Here is a 17,374-nt window from a genome sequence, read left to right on the forward strand (position 1 = left end):
TGTGCGGTGCGTCGGAGCGGGTGGGTGGCGGTCGTCGCGGCTGTCGGGCTGGGGCTGACCGGCTGCTCGGACCCCGGGACGCCGAGCGACACGCTGCCTACCGCGGCCAGCACCTCCGCCGAGCCGACCCTGGAGCCGCTGGGCCCGGCTGACTTCCCGGTCCCCGCCGAGGCCCGCGAACAGACCGAAGCCGGCGCCGTGGCCATGGCCTCGTACTACATGAATCTCACCGCGTGGGCATTCGACACACTCGATACGACCTGGCTGAGGGCCCTCAGCGTCGAGTGCCAGCAGTGCACCTCGACAGCCGAGGGGATCGACATCAATCGCGAGGCCGGCAACAGGTACAGCGGTGGTGAAGTCGCCGTCACCACCCTGCCGCCCGAGCTGGATTCGCTGGGTCGAACCGGTGTCGGCCTGCTACTCGAGCAGAAGGCCTTGACCCTGACTGGAGCTGACGGGCAGGTGATCGCCGACCGCAGCACGCTCGATCGACGTTTGTCCGGCGGCGCCGTGCTGAGTTGGGATCGTGACCGGTCCGTGTGGGTGATGAACCAGCTCGATCTGGACGCGGCGTGAGAGTCCGCACTGTGCCCCTTGTCGTATTGGTGGCAATAGCTGTTTGCTTCCTCATGCCGTTCGGCGCTGCCAGTGCCTGCGGAGGCCTGGACGCAGAATGCCCCTCGGAGCCCGGTGTTGCTGCAGGGTCGGGCACATTCGATGTGGCTTCTGTAATCGATGGGCCCGGTGGTGTCGCGGTCGCCTCTCGTATTGCAATCGATCCGTACCCGTCGTACCGATACAGGCTGCTCCCGCCCTGCGTGGTCGCAGATGAAACCATCGGTGGATGCGAGCAAGGCCTGTTCTGTGCGCCGGTAGAGGGTCGCGTCGTCCAGTACTACGTGATGCAGCGCCAGGCCCTCGTCGTTCCGCCAGAACTGGCACCGGGTGACCCCGCCAACGACGCAAGCCTGGCTGCCGGCTTCGCCGTAGGGGCCGCCCGCGGGGGCTACCTGACCTACCGACAGGGTTGTGTCGACGTCACTGAACTGAATCCGGCACCGTCGCCGGCGGAGGTGTTCGCGTACTTCCAGGCGTTGCCGTTGCCGCAGTTGGCGACGTCGGTGCAGCCGCCGGGCGGAACCGTGCTGGTGGGCCTGCCCACGATCTTCTTCACCGACGCCCCGACCGAGCAGGTGTTCACCGTGGACATCCGTGGGTTCGCGGTGGTGATCACCGCCGAGGCGCGGGAGTTCACCTGGCACACCGGTGACGGGGGAGCGGTGGTGACGTCCGACGGCCCCGGTGCGCCGTACCCGAACCAGACGGTCACCTACGACTACACCTCGGGCAGCTACACGACCTTCGTGACGGTGACCTGGGGTGGGACCTTCACGGTCAACGGCAGCGCTGCGGTGGAGGTCGCCGGCACCACGACCACCGACGGCCCCGCGGTGCAGCTGACCGCGGTGGAGGCCCGCGCCGTCCTGACGAACCCGTACGACTGAGCCCGGGGCGAGGGGCGGCGCGGAGGTCCCTCAGCTGCGGAGCTTCTCCCAGCGGGCGGCCAGGGCGTCGCGGCGGTCGGCGTTGCCGTGCAGGTCGACGTAGCGGCGGCCGAAGCCGGCCAGCAGGGCGTCGTCCAGGCGGCGCACCGCACCGGGCGGGTAGCGGTAGCCCATGCGCTCGGCGATCGCGGCGTCGTCGGCCGAGCGCAGCACCTCGCCCAGCTCCACCAGCGACGTCACGCCCAGCTCGAGCAGCAGCCCGGAGATCCAGTCGTAGTGGTCCGGGCGCGACCAGCCGGCGTCGGCGTACTGCCCGGCCAGGAACGCGGCCAGCTCGCGGGGGGCGATGCGCGGGTCGTCGGGGTCCTCGTCCGCCGAGTCGGCCGGCTCGGGTGAGCGCAGCCGTTCGCGGATCGCGGTGAACTCCTGGTCGGCCAGCTCCAGCAGCCCGGCGGCGAGGGTGAAGCGGCGGTCGAACTCCGAGGCGTGCTCGGCGGGCACCGTGCCCTTGTAGCGGATGTCGTGCTCGAACTCGGCCCACGCGTGCTGCAGCACGGTGCGCACCTGCACCTGCACCCGCCGGTCGACCAGCGCCGGCCACTCGCCCGCGCGGGCGGCGTCCAGCCCGATCTGCAGGTGCCGGCTGGAGTAGCCGAAGCGCCCCTCGCGGGCGGTCTGCGAGCCCAGGTCACGGTCGTCGTGCACGACCACCTGGTCGCCCAGCAGCTCGGCGACGGCCACGACGTCGCTCTGCACGTAGAGGATCACCCGCACGCCCACGGTGTCGCCGATGTCGCGCGCCGGGTCGGCGTACAGCCGCACGCCGTCGACCTCGCGCATCGCCTTCTCGGCGTAGGAGGCCACCGTCTTGGCCCGCCCGGCGATCGACAGGTAGTTGATGCCGGCCTCGTCGAGCAGGCCGGTGACCAGCGCCAGTGCCTGCTCGGCCGCCTCCGCGGTCGCGGCGAACCCGTCGGCGTACTCCTGGATCGCCCGCAGGGCCGGGTCGACGGCGACCGGCGCCGGCCCGGGCACGAGGTCCGGCGGCAGCGTCGGCGTCACGATCGCGCCCTCGGTCGCCGAGCCGTAGGTGGTCACGTCGTCGGGACGCCGGACGGCGACCCACCCCACGTAGGCGCACACCACCGCGTCGACCTGGTCCTCGACCACGCGCAGCGCGCTCTTGCGCCGGGCGGTCTCCACCGCCGTGCGCAGCACCACCCACTCGGCGCCCAGGTGCAGCTCGGGCACGGCCTCGAGGTGGCCCATCAGCACCAGCAGCTCGGCGCGCAGGCCGTCGACGGTGCGCCCGGGCTTGTTCTTGTACTTCAGCGTCCGGCCCAGCCGGAACAGCGCGACGGTCGCCGCGTGCGGGTACACCTCGATTGCCCGGCGCGCGCGGCCCGACCGCGGATCGGGGTCCAGACCCAGCCGGCGCACCAGCCGCCCGCCGCGGGTGTCGCCGTCGCTGAACTCGGGCTTGCCCTGGTTCGTGGGGTGCGCTCCGGCCTGGAACTTCGCGAAGTCGGCGTTCAGCTCGCGCTCGGCCCGCCGGTTGCCGGTCTCGTTGGTCACCAGCAGCGGGGCGTCGATCGCCACGATGCACGGCCCCGACGTCCACGGCTCGAGCGCTGCCGCGATCTCGTCGTCCGTGCGCACCGCGCTGACGTGCACCAGCCGGCCGCCGTCGTCGAGCACCGCGAGCCCCGTCGGGTTCTTGAGTCCCCAGGCCAGGTCGATCCCGATGTGGTGCACGCGCCCACCCTGCCGCATGACCCACCCGAGGGGATGACCCGCCGGTCAAGGCGTCGGCCCTCCGTGTCGATGGGCCCGCGTGAGGACGGCGACGGCGCGGCGCAGCTCGGCGGTCATGGCGGAGACCATGGCCGTGCTCTGCGCTGCCGTGACGCTCGCCGGTGGCCTCGTCGCGCTGGGCCAGGACCTGTACGGGCCGCGGGCGGTCGCCGTCGTCGTCCTGCTGGTCGTCGCCGGGGCCAGCGCGGTGCTGCTCGTCGTCCGCGGGGCCTCGTTGCCGCGCCGCGTGCTCGGCGGGCTCGTGCACACCGGCGGGGTCGGCATCGGGCTGGCCCAGCTCGTGCCGCAGGAACCGCAGGCGGCGCTGGCCATCACGGCGCTGCTCAGCCTGGTCGTCGTCGAGGTCAGCTACTTCTTCCCCGCGGCCTGGGTGCGCCGGCACATGCCCGCGCTCGTGCTGCTGTCCAACGGCACCCTGCTGCTGCGCGGCGACGTCCACGTCGGCTACGTGCTGGCGATCGACGCCGTCCTGCTGGCGCTGGGGCTGGTGACCTCGCAGCTGGCCGAGCGCGCCCTCGGCGCGCACCGCGACCCGCTCACCGGGTTGCCCAACCGGCGCAGCTCCGACGACCGCTTGCAGGCGCTGGTCGCCGCCGGCGGCACGTTCTCGGTCGCGCTGCTGGACCTGGACCACTTCAAGGAGGTCAACGACACCGCCGGCCACGAGGCCGGTGACCGGGTGCTGCTGCGGGTCGCCCGGCTGCCTGCCCGCGTGCTGCCACCGGGAGCCGTGCTGGCCCGGCAGGGCGGCGACGAGTTCGTGCTCCTGCTGCCCGGACGCGACGGCGACCAGGCCGTCGTCGACGTCTGGCGGGTCTGCGACGCCCTGGCCGGCATCGGCCTCTCGTGCGGCGTGGCCCAGCACCAGCCCGGCGACACCGTCGCCCAGCTCATGCGCCGGGCCGACGGCGCGCTGTACGCCGCCAAGTCCGCCGGCCGCGGCCGGGTCGAGCTGGCCGCGGCCACCGGGACCCCCGCGTGAGGCGCCGCGCCCCGGAGGTCGCCACCCCGGAGGTGATGGCCCGCACTCTCGGCGTCTTCTACACGCTGGGCGGCACCTGCGGGCTCGTCGCGCTCCTGGGCAGCGCCCCGGACTGGCCCCGTCGCTGGGCCGTGGTGGCCGTGGGCGTGACCGCGATCGTCTGCGGGCTGGGCCTCGCCCGGTGGGGCGCCCGGTGCCCGCGCCGGTTCTTCCACGCCCCGGTCGCCGCCGCCACCGGGTGCATCGCGCTGGCCGCCGCCCTGGCGCCCGACGACGTCACCGCCGTCGTCATCGGCGCCCTGGTGACGTTCGTCGGCGTCGACGCGTTCTTCTTCTTCGCCTGGCCGCCGGCCGTGCTGCACCTGGTGACCGCCGAGGTGCTCGTGCTGGCGGCGCTGCTGGCCCGCGGCGACGTCCAGCTCACCACCGCCCTGGCGCTGCTGGTGGCCGTCACCGCCATCGCGCTCGTCACGCGCCGGCTGGTGCACGAGGCCTCCCGCGCCAGCCTCGACCCGCTCACCGGGCTGGCCAACCGCCGGGGCTTCGACGACGCCCTGCGCGAGCTCGTGCGCCCGGGCACGGTGCTGTCGGCCGCGCTGCTCGACCTCGACGACTTCAAGCAGGTCAACGACACCGGCGGGCACGCCGCCGGCGACGCCGTCCTGCGCCGCGTGGCGACGCTGTGGGGGCGGGCGCTCCCGGCCGGCGCGGTGCTGGCCCGGCACGGCGGCGACGAGTTCGCGCTGCTGCTCCCCGGGTTCGACGGCGCGCGGGCGCTGGCGCTGGTCGACCGGCTGCGCGTCGGGCACCCCGACATCGGCATGTCGTGCGGGGTCGCCGAGCGCGGGCCGCGCGAGACCGGCGCCCAGCTCATGCGCCGGGCCGACCGGGCGCTGTACGCGGCCAAGGAGGCCGGCCGGGACCGAGCCGAGCTCGCCGTCCCGCTGGTCCACCGGGACGGCGGGGGTGCACGGGTCGCCTGAGGCCCAGCTCACCCGGTCGTCATGACGTCCGGTGGCGTCGGTGGGCCTCCGGGTGGCTCGGGCATGGCACCGTGTCCCGGTGCCTCCCAGCCGCCCACGTGTCCCCAGCGTCAAGGACATCCCCGTCGCCCCGCCGCCCGGGCCCCAGGACGCCGTCGACCCGCGCAGCGCCGAGCACGCCCGGCTGGCCGAGTCCGGCGACCAGAACTCGCCCTGGCGCATGTGGGGGCCCTACCTCGCCGGCCGGCAGTGGGGCACCGTCCGCGAGGACTACTCCGCCGACGGCGACGCCTGGGCCGGGTTCCCGTTCGACCACGCGGTGGCCCGCGCCTACCGGTGGGGCGAGGACGGCCTCGGCGGGTTCTGCGACCGCTACGGCTTCCTCAACTTCTCGGTGGCGCTCTGGAACGGCAAGGACCCGATCCTCAAGGAGCGGCTGTTCGGCCTGACCAACGACGAGGGCAACCACGGCGAGGACGCCAAGGAGCACTGGTGGGCCGTCGACGGCACGCCCACCCACTCGTGGGTGCAATGGCTCTACCGCTACCCGCAGGCCGAGTACCCCTACGCCAAGCTGCGCGAGGAGAACAAGAAGCGCTCGCGCATGGAGCGCGAGTACGAGCTCGCCGACACCGGCGTGCTCGACGAGGACCGCTTCTTCGACGTCCAGGTGACCTACGCCAAGGCCGACCACGACGACATCTGCATCACCGTCACCGCCACCAACCACGGGCCCGACCCGGCACCGCTGCACCTGCTGCCGCAGGTCTGGTTCCGCAACACGTGGTCGTGGGGCGGGGACAAGCGCCAGGGCCACCTCACCCAGCTGCTGGCGCCCACGCTGACGGCGTCGGGCCTGGAGGCCGTCGAGGCCGACCACGGCTTCCTCGGCCGGTACGTGCTGGCCGCCGAGGGCGCGCCCAAGGTGCTGTGCTGCGACAACGAGACCGACAAGGTCACCCTCTTCGGCGCCTCGCGCAACGACACCAAGTACCCCAAGGACGGCGTCAACCGCCGGGTCGTGCACGGGGACAAGAGCCGGCTCAACCCCAGCCACACCGGCACGAAGGCCGCGTTCTGGTACCAGTGGGAGTCCGTCGCGCCGGGCGAGACCGTGTCGGTCAAGCTGCGGCTGACCACCGACGAGCCGGTCGACGGCATGTTCGGCGAGTCCTTCGACGCAGTCCTCGCCGCCCGCCGCGAGGAGGCCGACGCCTTCTACTCCACCGTCATCCACCCCGGGCTGTCCGACGACGACCGGCACGTGGCCCGCCGCGCCTACGCCGGCCTGCTGTGGACCAAGCAGCTGTACCGCTTCGACGTCGCGCAGTGGCTCGACGGCGACCCTGACGTCCCCGCGCCCGCCGACCGCGCGAAGAAGGGACGGCGCAACACAACCTGGCGGCACGTCGCGCTGGCCGACGTCATCTCGATGCCCGACGAGTGGGAGTACCCCTGGTTCGCCGCCTGGGACACCGCCTTCCACACCATCCCCCTGGCGCACGTCGACCCCGACTTCGCCAAGGAGCAGCTCGTGCTCATGTGCCGCGAGTGGGCGATGCACCCCAACGGCCAGCTGCCCGCCTACGAGTGGGCCTTCGGCGACGTCAACCCGCCGGTGCACGCCTGGGCCGCCTGGCACGTCTACCGCATCGACGGCTACCGCGACCGCGAGTTCCTCGTGCGGGTGTTCACCAAGCTGCTGCTGAACTTCTCGTGGTGGGTCAACCGCAAGGACGCCGACGGCTCCAACGTCTTCGAGGGCGGCTTCCTCGGGATGGACAACATCGCGCTGTTCGACCGCTCGGCGCCGCTGCCCCCGGGCTTCCGGCTGGAGCAGAGCGACGCGACCAGCTGGATGGCGTTCTACTGCCAGCAGATGTTCAAGATCGCCCTGGAGCTCTCGCGCTACGACAAGGCGTGGGACGGCACCGCCACCAAGTTCCTCGAGCACTTCCTGTCGATCGCCGAGGCGATGAACGCCTTCGGCTCGAACGAGGTGTCGCTGTGGGACGAGGAGGACGGCTTCTTCTACGACGTCCTGGTCGCCCCCGACGGCGAGGGCCAGCCGCTGCGCGTGCGCTCGATGGTGGGCCTGCTGCCGATCCTGGGCGTCACCGAGGTGCCGCACTGGATCACCCAGGAGGTCCCCGACGTCACCGAGCGGCTGCGCTGGCTGCAGCGGCGGCGTCCCGAGCTGGTCGCGCCGCTGCGCAGCCGCTCGGCGCCCGAGGGCCGCAAGATGCTGCTGTCGCTGGTGGACAAGGACCGGCTGCGCCGCATCCTCACCCGCATGTTCGACACCGAGGAGTTCCTCTCCCCGTTCGGCATCCGGTCGCTGTCGAAGTCCACCGGTGAGGTCATCGCCAAGGTCGGCGGCCGCGACGCCCGCATCGAGTACGAGCCGGGGGAGTCGCGCACCGCGCTGTTCGGCGGCAACTCCAACTGGCGCGGGCCCGTCTGGTTCCCGGTCAACGTGCTGCTGGCCGACAAGCTGCGCACCCTGGGCCGGTTCTACGGCGACTCGTTCACCATCGAGCTGCCCACCGGGTCGGGCAACCACTGCACCCTCGTCGACGCCGCCGACCTCATCGACAACGGGCTGACCGCGTTGTTCCGGCCGGTCGAGGGCAAGCGGCCGGCCGACGGCGAGCGCATCGAGTCCAGCGACTCCCCGCTGTGGCGCGAGCACCCGACGTTCAGCGAGTTCTTCGACGGCGACACCGGCGAGGGGCTGGGCGCCACCCACCAGACCGGCTGGACGGCGTTGGTCGCCCACCTGCTCAACCCTCGGCTGCCCCCCGACCCCCGCTGGAGCTGATGCCCGCCGGCGTCTCCGCCGAGGCGAGGGAGCCCCTCCACCACGGATGACACCCATGCGTGGTGGAGGGGCTCCCTTGCCCGGGCCCCGGGACGGGAGGACGCGCCCCGGGGCCCGGGTGGGTCAGCGGTGCGGGTCGGTGATGCCGTTCGTGCAGGCGAGCCCGGCGACGTCCCAGCCGGCCCGGGTCGCGCCGGCGGTGTAGGCCGCCTCGAAGAACTCGAGCACCGCGGCGCGCGGGTCGGCCGCGGCCCGGGCCACGTCGTAGGGCAGCACGGCCAGGTGGCTGCCGCCGCGCGCCAGCCACGAGGCGCCCTCGGGCAGCGGCTCGGTCTCCAGGCCCGCGGGCTCGGGCGCGGTGTAGGAGTAGAACGCCGGGTCGGGGTAGGTCGGGTCGCCGAACCAGAACCCGGAGCTGACCACCTCCCGCGAGTAGGCCTCCCGGGTGACCGGGTCGGCGCCGGCGGGCTGGTCGACCACCCGGTCGGAGAACCGGGTGACTGCGATGTCGAAGGTGTGCCAGAAGTGGTGCACCGGGCTGGTCTTGCCGGAGAACCCGCCGGCGAACTCCTCCAGCACCAGGTTGACCTGGCTGAGCACCTGCCAGTAGCGGGTCACCGCGGCGGCGTCCCAGCTGGCGTGCTCGGTGTCGGCGGCGAAGGGCCGGTCGGCGTCGGGCAGGTCGAAGGGCTTCGCCCCGGTGATGTCGACGTCGATGCCCAGGTGGGTCAGGCCGGCGACGACATCGGCGTGCACCTGGGCCACCGAGCGGCCCAGCAGCCCGGTCGACACCCGGCGTCCCTCGACCGTGGTGATGTCCAGGCGGTGGTCGAGCAGGTCGAGGTCGACGGTGAACGTCGGGTCCAACCCCATCGGCCGGGTCGTGATGCCGCGGCCGGTCAGGTGGAAGGGGACGTTCCACCAGTGGTTGCGCCGCGGGCTGGCCAACAGGCGCACCCGGCCGACCACCTGGGCGACGCGGTGCACGGTGGCCAGGGTGTCGGACCAGCCGGCGTAGGGGATCGGGGGGAACAGCTCCACGGGTACCTCCGTCGTGTCGGGACCGCGAGCCTGCCACGGGCCGGGACCGGGCTCACCGCGCGGATGACGGCTCAACGCTCGAAGTACCGCCGCGGGTTGTCCACCAGCATCTGGTCCAGCTGCGCCTCGGTCACGCCGGCCTCCAGCAGCATCGGCAGCACGTCCTGGCTGATGTGCCGGTAGTGCCAGTTCGGCGCGATCTGCGCGACGGCGGCCTGGGCGGCGCCGGGGAAGTAGTCGATGTAGCAGCTCGCGTCGTGCGCCAGCACCATGCGGTCGGCGTAGCCGCGCTCGGCGAGGGCCGCGATGGTCGCCACCCGGGCGGCCGTCGGGTTGTAGATGTCCAGCCCGAAGCGGTCCATGCCCAGGGGGCAGCCGGCGTCGGCCAGCCCGCCGAGGTAGTCCAGGTCGTTGGAGTCCCCGGCGTGCCCGACCACCACCTTGGTCAGGTCGACCCCCTCCTCGGTGAACACCTGCACCATGAGGTTCCCGGCCCGGGTGGCCGACTAGGTGTGCACGGTGATCGGCGCCCCGGTGTCCCGGTGGGTGGCGGCGACGGCGCGCAGCACGCGCTCGACGCCGGGGGTCAGGCCCTTGGCCTCGACCACGCACTTGAGGAACGCCGCCTTCACCCCGGTGCCGGCGATGCCGTCGCGCAGGTCGGCGGAGAAGTCGTCGACCATCGGGTCGCGCGGGGTGTCCAGCAGCAGACCCGGGCCGCGGTGCTCGTACTGGTGCGGGACCTCGTCGTAGGTGTAGAGCCCGGTCGCCACCACGATGTTGACGTCGACCTGCTCGGCGACCCGCTGCACGCGCGGGATGTAGCGGCCCAGCCCCCACACCGTCGGGTCGACGATCGTGTCGATGCCCAGGCCCTTGAGCTCGGTGAGCTTGGCGACCGCGTCGGCCACCCGCTCGTCCTCGTCCCACCAGTCGGCGCCGTAGTTCTGCACGTGCTCGGTGGAGAGCACGAACACGTGCTCGTGCATGAGCGTGCGGCCCAGCTCGGCGGTGTCGACGGGGCCGCGGACGGTCTCGACGGTGGGCATCAGCGCGCCTCCTGCATCTCGGTCCACGGGGTCTGCTCCCGCAGCGTCGGCTTGAGCACCTTGCCGCCGGGGTTGCGCGGCAGCGGGTCGTCGCGCACGGCGACGAACTGGGGCACCTTGAAGTCCGCCAGCAGGGTGGCTGCGAACGCGCGGAGCTCGGCGGGCACGACCGTGGTGCCGGGCCGGGGGACGACGACGGCGCCCACCTTCTCGCCCATCACCGGGTCGGGGACGCCGAGCACCGCGACCTCGCCCACGGCCGGGTGCGCGGCCAGCGCGTTCTCGACCTCCACGCAGTACACGTTCTCGCCGCCGCGGTTGATCATGTCCTTCTTGCGGTCGACGACGTACACGCGGCCCTCGTCGTCGATCCGGGCCAGGTCGCCGCTGTGCAGCCAGCCGCCGGCGAAGGCCTCGGCGGTCTGCTCCGGCTTGCCCCAGTACCCGGCCACCACGTGCGGGCCCCGGATCAGCAGCTCACCGACACCGCTGGTCGGGTCGACGTCGTCCAGCCGGACGTCGACCACGGGTGCTGGGTAGCCGACCGAGTCGGCGTGCTCGGCGGCGTCCTCGTGCGGCAGGTACGTCGACACCGACGACGTCTCGCTCAGCCCGAACCCGTTGCCCACCCGCGCCGTCGGGAACGCCCGCTGGATCCGGTGCACCAGGTCCGGGGCGATCGGTGCGCCCCCGTAGGACAGCGAGCGCACCGAGGAGGTGTCGGTGCAGGCGAAGGCCGGGCTCTGCAGGGCCAGCCAGTAGATGGTCGGCACGGTGGTGAGCACCGAGATGCGTTCGGTCTCGACGGCGGTGAGGAACGCCCCGACCTCGAAGACCGGCATGACCACCGATGTGCCGGCGATCGCGGTGAGCACCAGCAGCTGGGAGTTGCAGCCGGTGACGTGGAACAGCGGCACCGAGATCAGCGTCGACAGGTGCTCGTCGCGGTCCAGCGACAGGCAGCGCAGGCAGGTCTCCACGTTGGACAGGAAGTTCTCGTGGGTGGTCATCGCACCCTTCGGGAACCCCGTCGTCCCGGACGTGTAGAAGATGCCGGCGACGTCGGTGTGCGCCTGGTCGATGACCGTCAGGGGCTCCCCGTCGGGCAGCGCGGCGTCGGGCTCGACGACGTACCGGGCGCCGGAGTCCCCGACCACGTAGTCGACCTCGGGCTGGGCGAACCGGGTGTTGACCGGCACGACGACGCCGCCGGCCAGCAGCGTGCCCCAGAAGGCGAGCACCCAGTCGAGGCCGTTGCCCTTGCGGATCGCCACCCGGTCACCGGGCTGGACCCCGGCCGCGCGCAGCCCACCGGCCACCCGGGCGGAGCGGTCCCACAGGTCGCGGTAGGACACCCGCTCGCCGCCCAGCTCGACGACCGCGGTGCGCTCGGGGTGCGCCTCGACCGCCTGCCGCAGCATGTGCAGCAGGTTCTGCGGCAGCCCGGTGTAGCGACGGATCCCGTCGGCGCCGACCTCGGTGCCGCTGGTGTCGAACGGGTTGCCCATGCGCGTGTCTCCCGACGACGACGGTGTCCCGGAGGTGCTCGGCCGGAGTCTGTCGGCTGCGCGGGGGGCTGTCCAGGGTCAGGCCGGGCACCCGCGCCCCCGACCGGGAAGGCACGGGGCGACCGCCGGGTTGTGCGGCTCGTGCCCACCGCTGACCAGCCCCTGCAGAAGCTCGGCTTCCTCACCATCGGCGTCTTCGACGGCGCCGACCCGCGCCCGGGGATGGAGGCGCTGCTGACCCAGATCCAGCTGGGGGAGGAGCTGGGCTTCGACTCCGCGTGGCTGCGGCACCGGCACCTGCAGTTCGGCGTCTCCTCACCCGTCGCCGTCATGGCCGCGGCGTCCCAGCGCACGAGCCGCATCGAGCTGGGGACGGCGGTGACCCCGCTCGGCTGGGAGAACCCGCTGCGGCTGGCCGAGGACCTCGCCACGGTCGACCTGCTCAGCGGCGGGCGGATCAACCCGGGCATCAGCGTCGGTCCACCCATGCGGTGGGACGACGTGAAGGGCGTGCTCTACCCCGACACCGCCGACGTCGAGGACTTCGGCTACGAGCGGGTCACCCGCTTCCTGCGCATGGTGGGCGGCGAGGCGGTGGCCACCGCGGGCACGCAGGGCATCGAGGTGTTCTCCGACCGCGTCCAGCCGCACAGCCCGGGGCTGCGCTCGCGGGTCTGGTACGGCGCGGGCAGCCTGCGCTCGGCCACCTGGGCCGCCGAGCAGGGCCTGAACCTGCTCACCTCCAGCGTCGTCACCGGCGCCGCGGGCACCGACTTCGCCGCCGTCCAGGGCGAGCAGATCACCGCCTACCTCGACCGCAACCCCGGCGGCCGGGTGTCCCAGGGCCTCGTCGTCGTCCCGACCGACAGCGCGACGCCCGCGCAGCGGGAGAAGTACGAGGCCTACGCCGCCGCCCGGCTGCCGCGCACCCGCGAGCCGCAGGGCCCGGGCAAGCTGCTCTTCGCCCCCGACCTCGTCGGCACGTCGGATCAGATCGCCGAGCAGCTGCACGCCCACGCCGGCTTCCGGCAGGTCACCGAGGTGGCGTTCGCGCTGCCGTTCAGCTTCGAGCACGAGGACTACGTGCAGATCCTCACCGACATGGCCACCCGGTTGGGCCCGGCGCTGGGCTGGACCCCGGGCGCAGGCACAGCGACGCCTTAACCTGGCCTTGAGCCCGGCGACCGGAGAGTGACCCGCATGCGAACCACACCTCTCCTCGCCACCGCCTGGGCCGGCGCCGCCACCGTCGCGGTCGGTCTCGGCTTCTTCGCCGTCGGGCTGCTCGACGCCGACCCGGTGCCGGCCTCGGCCGCCACCTCCGTCAGCCCGGCGGCGGTCACCCCGTCGTCGTCGCCGCCGGCATCGCCGGCCCCCGGCTCCACCGCCCCCGAGGTGTCGCCGGCGGCCCCGCTCACCGGGCAGCAGGTCACCGCTGGCGGCACCGTCTACGGCTCGTGCGTCGACGGCGTCCTCCAGCTCGGCAGCGCCCCGGCCGCGGGGTGGGAGGTCGACGACTCGTCCGGCGCGACCGCCGTCGAGCTGAAGGCCGGTGACCGGCGCATCCACGTCACCGCCACCTGCGGCCCGACCGGCCCCGTCTTCACCGTCGCCGAGGGCGGCGATGACTCCGGCGGCGGCGGCGACGACCGCCCGGCCGTCACCCCGGCCCCGTCCGCGCCGGCCGCCTCGCCGTCGCCGTCCGCCTCGCCGTCCCCGACCGCCGACGACCACGGCGGTTCCGGGGGGCACGGGTCCGACGACGACGGCGGCGACGACTCGGGCGGCCATGGCTCCGATGGCCACGGCTCCGACGACTGAGCGCCTGAGCACCCGGTGGCCTCCCTGCTCCTCGTCGAGGACGACGAACGCATCCGCGGCGCGGTGATCCGTGCCCTGCGCGACCGCGGGCACGTCGTGGAGTCCACCGGCACCGCGCTGGCCGGCCTGCAGCAGGTGCTCGACCGGCGACCGGACCTGGTGCTGCTCGACCTCGGCCTGCCCGACCTCGACGGGGTCGAGCTGCTGCGCATGCTGCGGGCGGTGTCGGCCGTGCCGGTCATCGTCACGACCGCCCGCGACGACGACGGCAGCATCGTGCGGGCCCTGGACGCCGGCGCCGACGACTACGTGGTCAAGCCCTTCCAGGCCGGTCAGCTCGACGCCCGCATCCGCGCCGTGCTGCGCCGGGCCGGCGGCCCCGACGGCGACGTCGCACCGATCGTCGTCGGCGACCTGGTGGTCGACGTCCGCACGCACCGGGTGACCCTGGCCGGGGCCGAGGTGCCGCTGAGCCCGAAGGAGTTCGAGCTGCTGGCCCACCTCGCCGCCCGGGCCGGCACGGTGGTGAGCAAGCGCGAGCTGCTCGCCGAGGTCTGGCAGCTGCCCTACGGCGGGTCGGACAAGACCGTCGACGTCCACCTCTCGTGGCTGCGCCGCAAGCTCGGCGAGAGCGCGGGGGAGCCGCGGCTGCTGCACACGGTGCGCGGGGTCGGCGTCCGGCTGGCCGGGCCGGCGTGAGGCGGCGGATCACCCTGCTGGTCGCGGCCACCACCTCGGTCGTGCTGCTGGCCTTCCTGCTCCCGGCCGCCGCCCTGGTGTCGCGGGTGGCCGAGGCCCGGGCCCTGGACGCCGCCCGCCAGCAGGTGCAGACCCTGCTGCCCGTCGTGGCGCTCGCCCCGGGGGCCGACGGCGTCCGCACGGCGGTCGACGCCGGGCTGGCCGCCGGCCGGCAGGTCGCCGTCGTCTGGCCCGACGGCACGGTCGTCGGCGACCCGGGCGCGGTGCTGCCGAGCGCCGTCCCGACCACCGCCACGACCGTCGACGTCGCCGGGGGCACCGTCGTGGCCCAACCGGTGGCCCGCGACGGCGGGACCGCGGTGGTCACGGTGCGGGTGCCCGACGAGGTCGCGCGGTCGGGGGTGCTGCGCACGTGGCTGGTGCTCGGCGGGCTGGGCCTCGTGCTGTTCACCCTCGCGCTGCTGGTCGCCGACCGGCTGGCCCGCACCCTCACCCGGCCGGTCTCCGAGCTGGCCGCCACCGCCGACCGGCTCGGGCACGGCGAGCTCACCGCCCGGGTCGAGCCCGCCGGGCCCGCCGACATCCGGGCGGTGGGGACGGCGGTGAACCGGCTGGCCGGGCGGATCGGCGAGCTGCTGGCCGCCGAGCGCGAGAACGCCGCCGACCTCGCCCACCGGCTCCGCACCCCGCTGACCGCGCTGCGCTTGGACGTCGACGCGCTGCCCACCGGGTCGGCCCGGGACCGGCTGGTCGACGACGTCGACGAGCTGTCCCGCACCGTCGACGCCGTCATCGCCGACGCCCGCCGCCCGGTGCGCGAGGGCCTGCAGGCCGAGAGCGACGCCGCCGCGGTGGTGGCCGACCGGGTGGGGTTCTGGGCCGTGCTGGCCGAGGACGAGGGCCGCGCCCTGGACGTCGACCTCGTGCCGGGACCCCTGCCGGTGCGGGTGCCCGCGGCCGACCTGGGTGCGGTGGTCGATGCGCTGCTGGGCAACGTCTTCGCGCACACCCCGGCCGGCACGCCGTTCGCCGTCGCCGTGCGCTCCCGGCCGGGCGGGGGCGCGGTGGTCACCGTGGCCGACCGGGGCCCCGGGACGGCGGCCACCGCCGCGGTACGGCGCGGGGTGTCGGGGCGGGGGTCCACCGGGCTCGGGCTGGACATCGCCCGCCGGGCCGCCGAGGCATCCGGCGGGTCGGCCACCGTGCACGGCGACGACGGGACGACGGTCGTGCTCGAGCTGGGTCCGCCGACCTGACCGGCGCGGTCCAGGATGGGGCCGTGCCACGCCTCAGCTCCGGGATCCTGCTGTACCGCCGCGACCCCGAGCTGCAGGTGCTGCTGGGCCACATGGGCGGGCCGTTCTGGGCGCGCAAGGACGAGCACGCCTGGTCGATCCCCAAGGGCGAGCACGACCAGGACGAGGACGCCGAGGCCGCCGCGCGCCGGGAGTTCGCCGAGGAGACCGGTCACCCCGCCCCCGCCGACCTGCTCCCGCTGGGCGTGGTGCGGGGGTCGAAGGTGCTCACGGTGTGGGCCGCGGAGGGCGACCTCGACCCGGACGCCGTCGTCAGCAACACCTTCGAGCTCGAGTGGCCGCCGCGCTCGGGGCGCGTGCAGGAGTTCCCCGAGATCGACCGCGCCGCCTGGCTCGACCTCGACACCGCCCGCACCAAGCTGGTGAAGGGTCAGCTGCCCTTCCTGGACCGGCTGGTCACGGCGCTGGCGTGACCCGGGGCGCGGCCGCTCGTTGATGTGAGCGACAGTCACAGTCACGACACCGGAGTCGCCTGATGCCCCGTCGCCTCGCCGTCGGCCTGCTCGCCGCCGGATCCCTCCTCCTGGGCGCCGCCCCGGCGTCGGCCGCCCCCGCGACGTCCGCCCCGACCGTGCCGGACCTGACACCGGCCACCGTCGTCCCGGCCCCCGCCACGGCCACCGACCCGTTCTACGACGCCCCGCCGGCCACCGGCGCGCCCGGCACCGTGCTGCGCACCCGGCCGGCCGCCGTCCCGCTCGCCGGGGTGCTGCCGTTCACCGCGCAGACGGTGCTCTACACCTCGACCTCGGCCACCGGTGCGCCGCAGGTCGTCTCCGGCACGGTGTTCACCCCGACGCTGTCCTCGCGGGCGGGCACGGTGCTCACGATCGCGCCGGGCACGCAGGGCCTCGGGCCGCAGTGCGCACCCAGCAAGCAGTTCGTGGCCGGCACCGAGTACGAGCTCGGCGCGGTCGCCGCCGGCCTGGCCCAGGGCTGGACGGTCGCGGTCACCGACTACGACGGCTACCTGAACGGCGGATCGCCGACCTACACCACCGGGCCGTCGATGGCGCACGCCGTCCTCGACCTCGCCCGGGCCGCGTCGGCGGTGCCCGGCGCGCGCAGCACCGACGCGTCCCCGGTCCTGCTGCAGGGCTACTCGCAGGGCGGGGGCGGCGCGGCCTGGGCCGCGTCGCTGGCGCCGTCCTACGCACCGGACGTGCGCGTCACCGGTGCGGCCGTCGGCGGTGTGCCCGCCGACCTGGGCGCGCTGGCGCAGACCCTCGACGGCGGCCCGGCCGCCTACTTCGGCCTGCTCGGCGTCATCGGCCTCGACGCCGCCTACCCCGACGCCGTCCGGCTCGAGGACCGGTTGAACGAGCGCGGCCGCGCGGTCGTCGCGCAGCTGCGCAGCGAGTGCGTCGGCGGACCGGGCACGCTGGCCGCGGCGTTCACCTCGGTCGCGGACTACACGGCCGACGGCAGCACGCTCGACGAACTGCTCGCCGAGCCCGCGATCGCCGCGGTCGTCGCCGAGAACGACCTCGCCGCGCGGCCGGTGCCCACGGTGCCGATCTACCAGTCGCACGCGGTCGCCGACGAGATCGTGGCCCTGGGCCAGGCGCAGGACCTGCACGCCGTCTGGTGCTCGGCCGGGGCGACGACGCGCCTGGACCTGCTGCCCGCCGAGCACGTCACCGGTCTGCCGCAGAGCCTGCCGCTCTTCGCCGCCTGGCTGGGAGCGGTCTCCCGCGGCCTGCCGGTGATCCCCGCCTGCTGAACCCGACCCCGTGTCGACATGACGACACAGCGTCATGTCGACACGGGGCGATCCACCCCGGTGGGTGGATCCGGTCCGGCCAGGGGTGGTCGAACCGGTGAACCGGAC

Annotated in this window: 14 protein-coding genes and 1 pseudogene; 11 read left to right on the forward strand and 4 right to left on the reverse strand. The window is 74.1% G+C overall.

All coding sequences use genetic code 11. The annotated features are described in order from the left end of the window. Positions 1 to 24: 24 nt before the first annotated feature. On the forward strand, positions 25 to 579 hold the full coding sequence (locus BLP29_RS16710) for a DUF6318 family protein (protein WP_133379232.1): 555 nt from the start codon (positions 25 to 27) through the stop codon (positions 577 to 579). Positions 580 to 632: 53 nt separating this feature from the next. Then, positions 633 to 1,508 carry a hypothetical protein gene (locus tag BLP29_RS20745; RefSeq protein ID WP_133379234.1) on the forward strand — a complete coding sequence of 292 codons (876 nt, stop codon included), beginning with the start codon at positions 633 to 635 and terminating at the stop codon, positions 1,506 to 1,508. Between the two features lie 30 nt (positions 1,509 to 1,538). Here BLP29_RS20745 and BLP29_RS16720 read toward each other — a convergent pair whose 3' ends face one another. Continuing rightward, complete coding sequence (locus BLP29_RS16720) at positions 1,539 to 3,263, reverse strand: DUF429 domain-containing protein (RefSeq protein ID WP_092806978.1); 1,725 nt, start codon at positions 3,261 to 3,263, stop codon at positions 1,539 to 1,541. Positions 3,264 to 3,342: 79 nt separating this feature from the next. On the opposite strand from BLP29_RS16720, the gene BLP29_RS21325 reads away from it, so the two are divergent. From BLP29_RS21325 to BLP29_RS16735, 3 genes are all read left to right on the forward strand, one after another. Beyond that, positions 3,343 to 4,305 carry a GGDEF domain-containing protein gene (locus BLP29_RS21325; protein ID WP_133379236.1) on the forward strand — a complete coding sequence of 321 codons (963 nt, stop codon included), beginning with the start codon at positions 3,343 to 3,345 and terminating at the stop codon, positions 4,303 to 4,305. Continuing rightward, positions 4,302 to 5,288, forward strand: coding sequence for a GGDEF domain-containing protein (locus tag BLP29_RS16730; protein WP_092806632.1), 987 nt, complete (start codon positions 4,302 to 4,304; stop codon positions 5,286 to 5,288). The genes BLP29_RS21325 and BLP29_RS16730 overlap by 4 nt, the downstream gene beginning before the upstream one ends. Before the next feature lie 79 nt (positions 5,289 to 5,367). Beyond that, positions 5,368 to 8,109 (forward strand): MGH1-like glycoside hydrolase domain-containing protein, encoded by a 2,742-nt coding sequence (locus BLP29_RS16735; protein ID WP_243470044.1) that lies wholly within the window; start codon positions 5,368 to 5,370, stop codon positions 8,107 to 8,109. A gap of 123 nt (positions 8,110 to 8,232) precedes the next feature. Here the strand turns inward: BLP29_RS16735 and BLP29_RS16740 are convergent, their stop codons facing one another. The 3 genes and pseudogenes from BLP29_RS16740 to BLP29_RS16750 form a co-directional block, all read right to left on the reverse strand. Continuing rightward, positions 8,233 to 9,150, reverse strand: a complete 918-nt coding sequence (locus tag BLP29_RS16740) for a DUF5996 family protein (RefSeq protein WP_092806634.1) — start codon at positions 9,148 to 9,150, stop codon at positions 8,233 to 8,235. Between the two features lie 71 nt (positions 9,151 to 9,221). Then, positions 9,222 to 10,199 (reverse strand): annotated as a pseudogene (locus BLP29_RS16745) (phosphotriesterase family protein). Next, positions 10,199 to 11,707, reverse strand: a complete 1,509-nt coding sequence (locus BLP29_RS16750; RefSeq protein ID WP_092806636.1) for a class I adenylate-forming enzyme family protein — start codon at positions 11,705 to 11,707, stop codon at positions 10,199 to 10,201. Before BLP29_RS16750 ends, BLP29_RS16745 begins: the two are co-directional and overlap by 1 nt. Positions 11,708 to 11,848: 141 nt before the next feature. On the opposite strand from BLP29_RS16750, the gene BLP29_RS16755 reads away from it, so the two are divergent. The 6 genes from BLP29_RS16755 (at position 11,849) to BLP29_RS16780 (ending at position 17,266) form a co-directional block, all read left to right on the forward strand. Further along, a complete protein-coding gene (locus BLP29_RS16755) occupies positions 11,849 to 12,871 on the forward strand; it encodes an LLM class flavin-dependent oxidoreductase (RefSeq protein ID WP_092806982.1) in 1,023 nt (340 codons plus the stop codon). A 36-nt stretch (positions 12,872 to 12,907) separates the two neighbouring features. Then, the gene (locus BLP29_RS16760; RefSeq protein WP_133379238.1) at positions 12,908 to 13,528 is read left to right on the forward strand and encodes a hypothetical protein; all 621 of its coding nucleotides are present in this window, start codon (positions 12,908 to 12,910) and stop codon (positions 13,526 to 13,528) included. A gap of 15 nt (positions 13,529 to 13,543) precedes the next feature. After that, complete coding sequence (locus BLP29_RS16765) at positions 13,544 to 14,227, forward strand: response regulator transcription factor (protein WP_092806640.1); 684 nt, start codon at positions 13,544 to 13,546, stop codon at positions 14,225 to 14,227. Continuing rightward, a complete protein-coding gene (locus tag BLP29_RS16770; RefSeq protein WP_092806642.1) occupies positions 14,224 to 15,483 on the forward strand; it encodes a sensor histidine kinase in 1,260 nt (419 codons plus the stop codon). Before BLP29_RS16765 ends, BLP29_RS16770 begins: the two co-directional genes overlap by 4 nt. A gap of 23 nt (positions 15,484 to 15,506) precedes the next feature. Then, the gene (locus tag BLP29_RS16775; RefSeq protein WP_092806644.1) at positions 15,507 to 15,956 is read left to right on the forward strand and encodes an NUDIX hydrolase; all 450 of its coding nucleotides are present in this window, start codon (positions 15,507 to 15,509) and stop codon (positions 15,954 to 15,956) included. 62 nt (positions 15,957 to 16,018) lie between these two features. Beyond that, entirely contained in the window at positions 16,019 to 17,266 is a 1,248-nt protein-coding gene (locus BLP29_RS16780) for a lipase family protein (protein ID WP_092806646.1), read from the forward strand. Positions 17,267 to 17,374 lie beyond the last annotated feature (108 nt).

It is taken from the genome of Klenkia marina, from assembly GCF_900101025.1.
Taxonomy (GTDB): Bacteria; Actinomycetota; Actinomycetes; order Mycobacteriales; family Geodermatophilaceae; genus Klenkia; species Klenkia marina.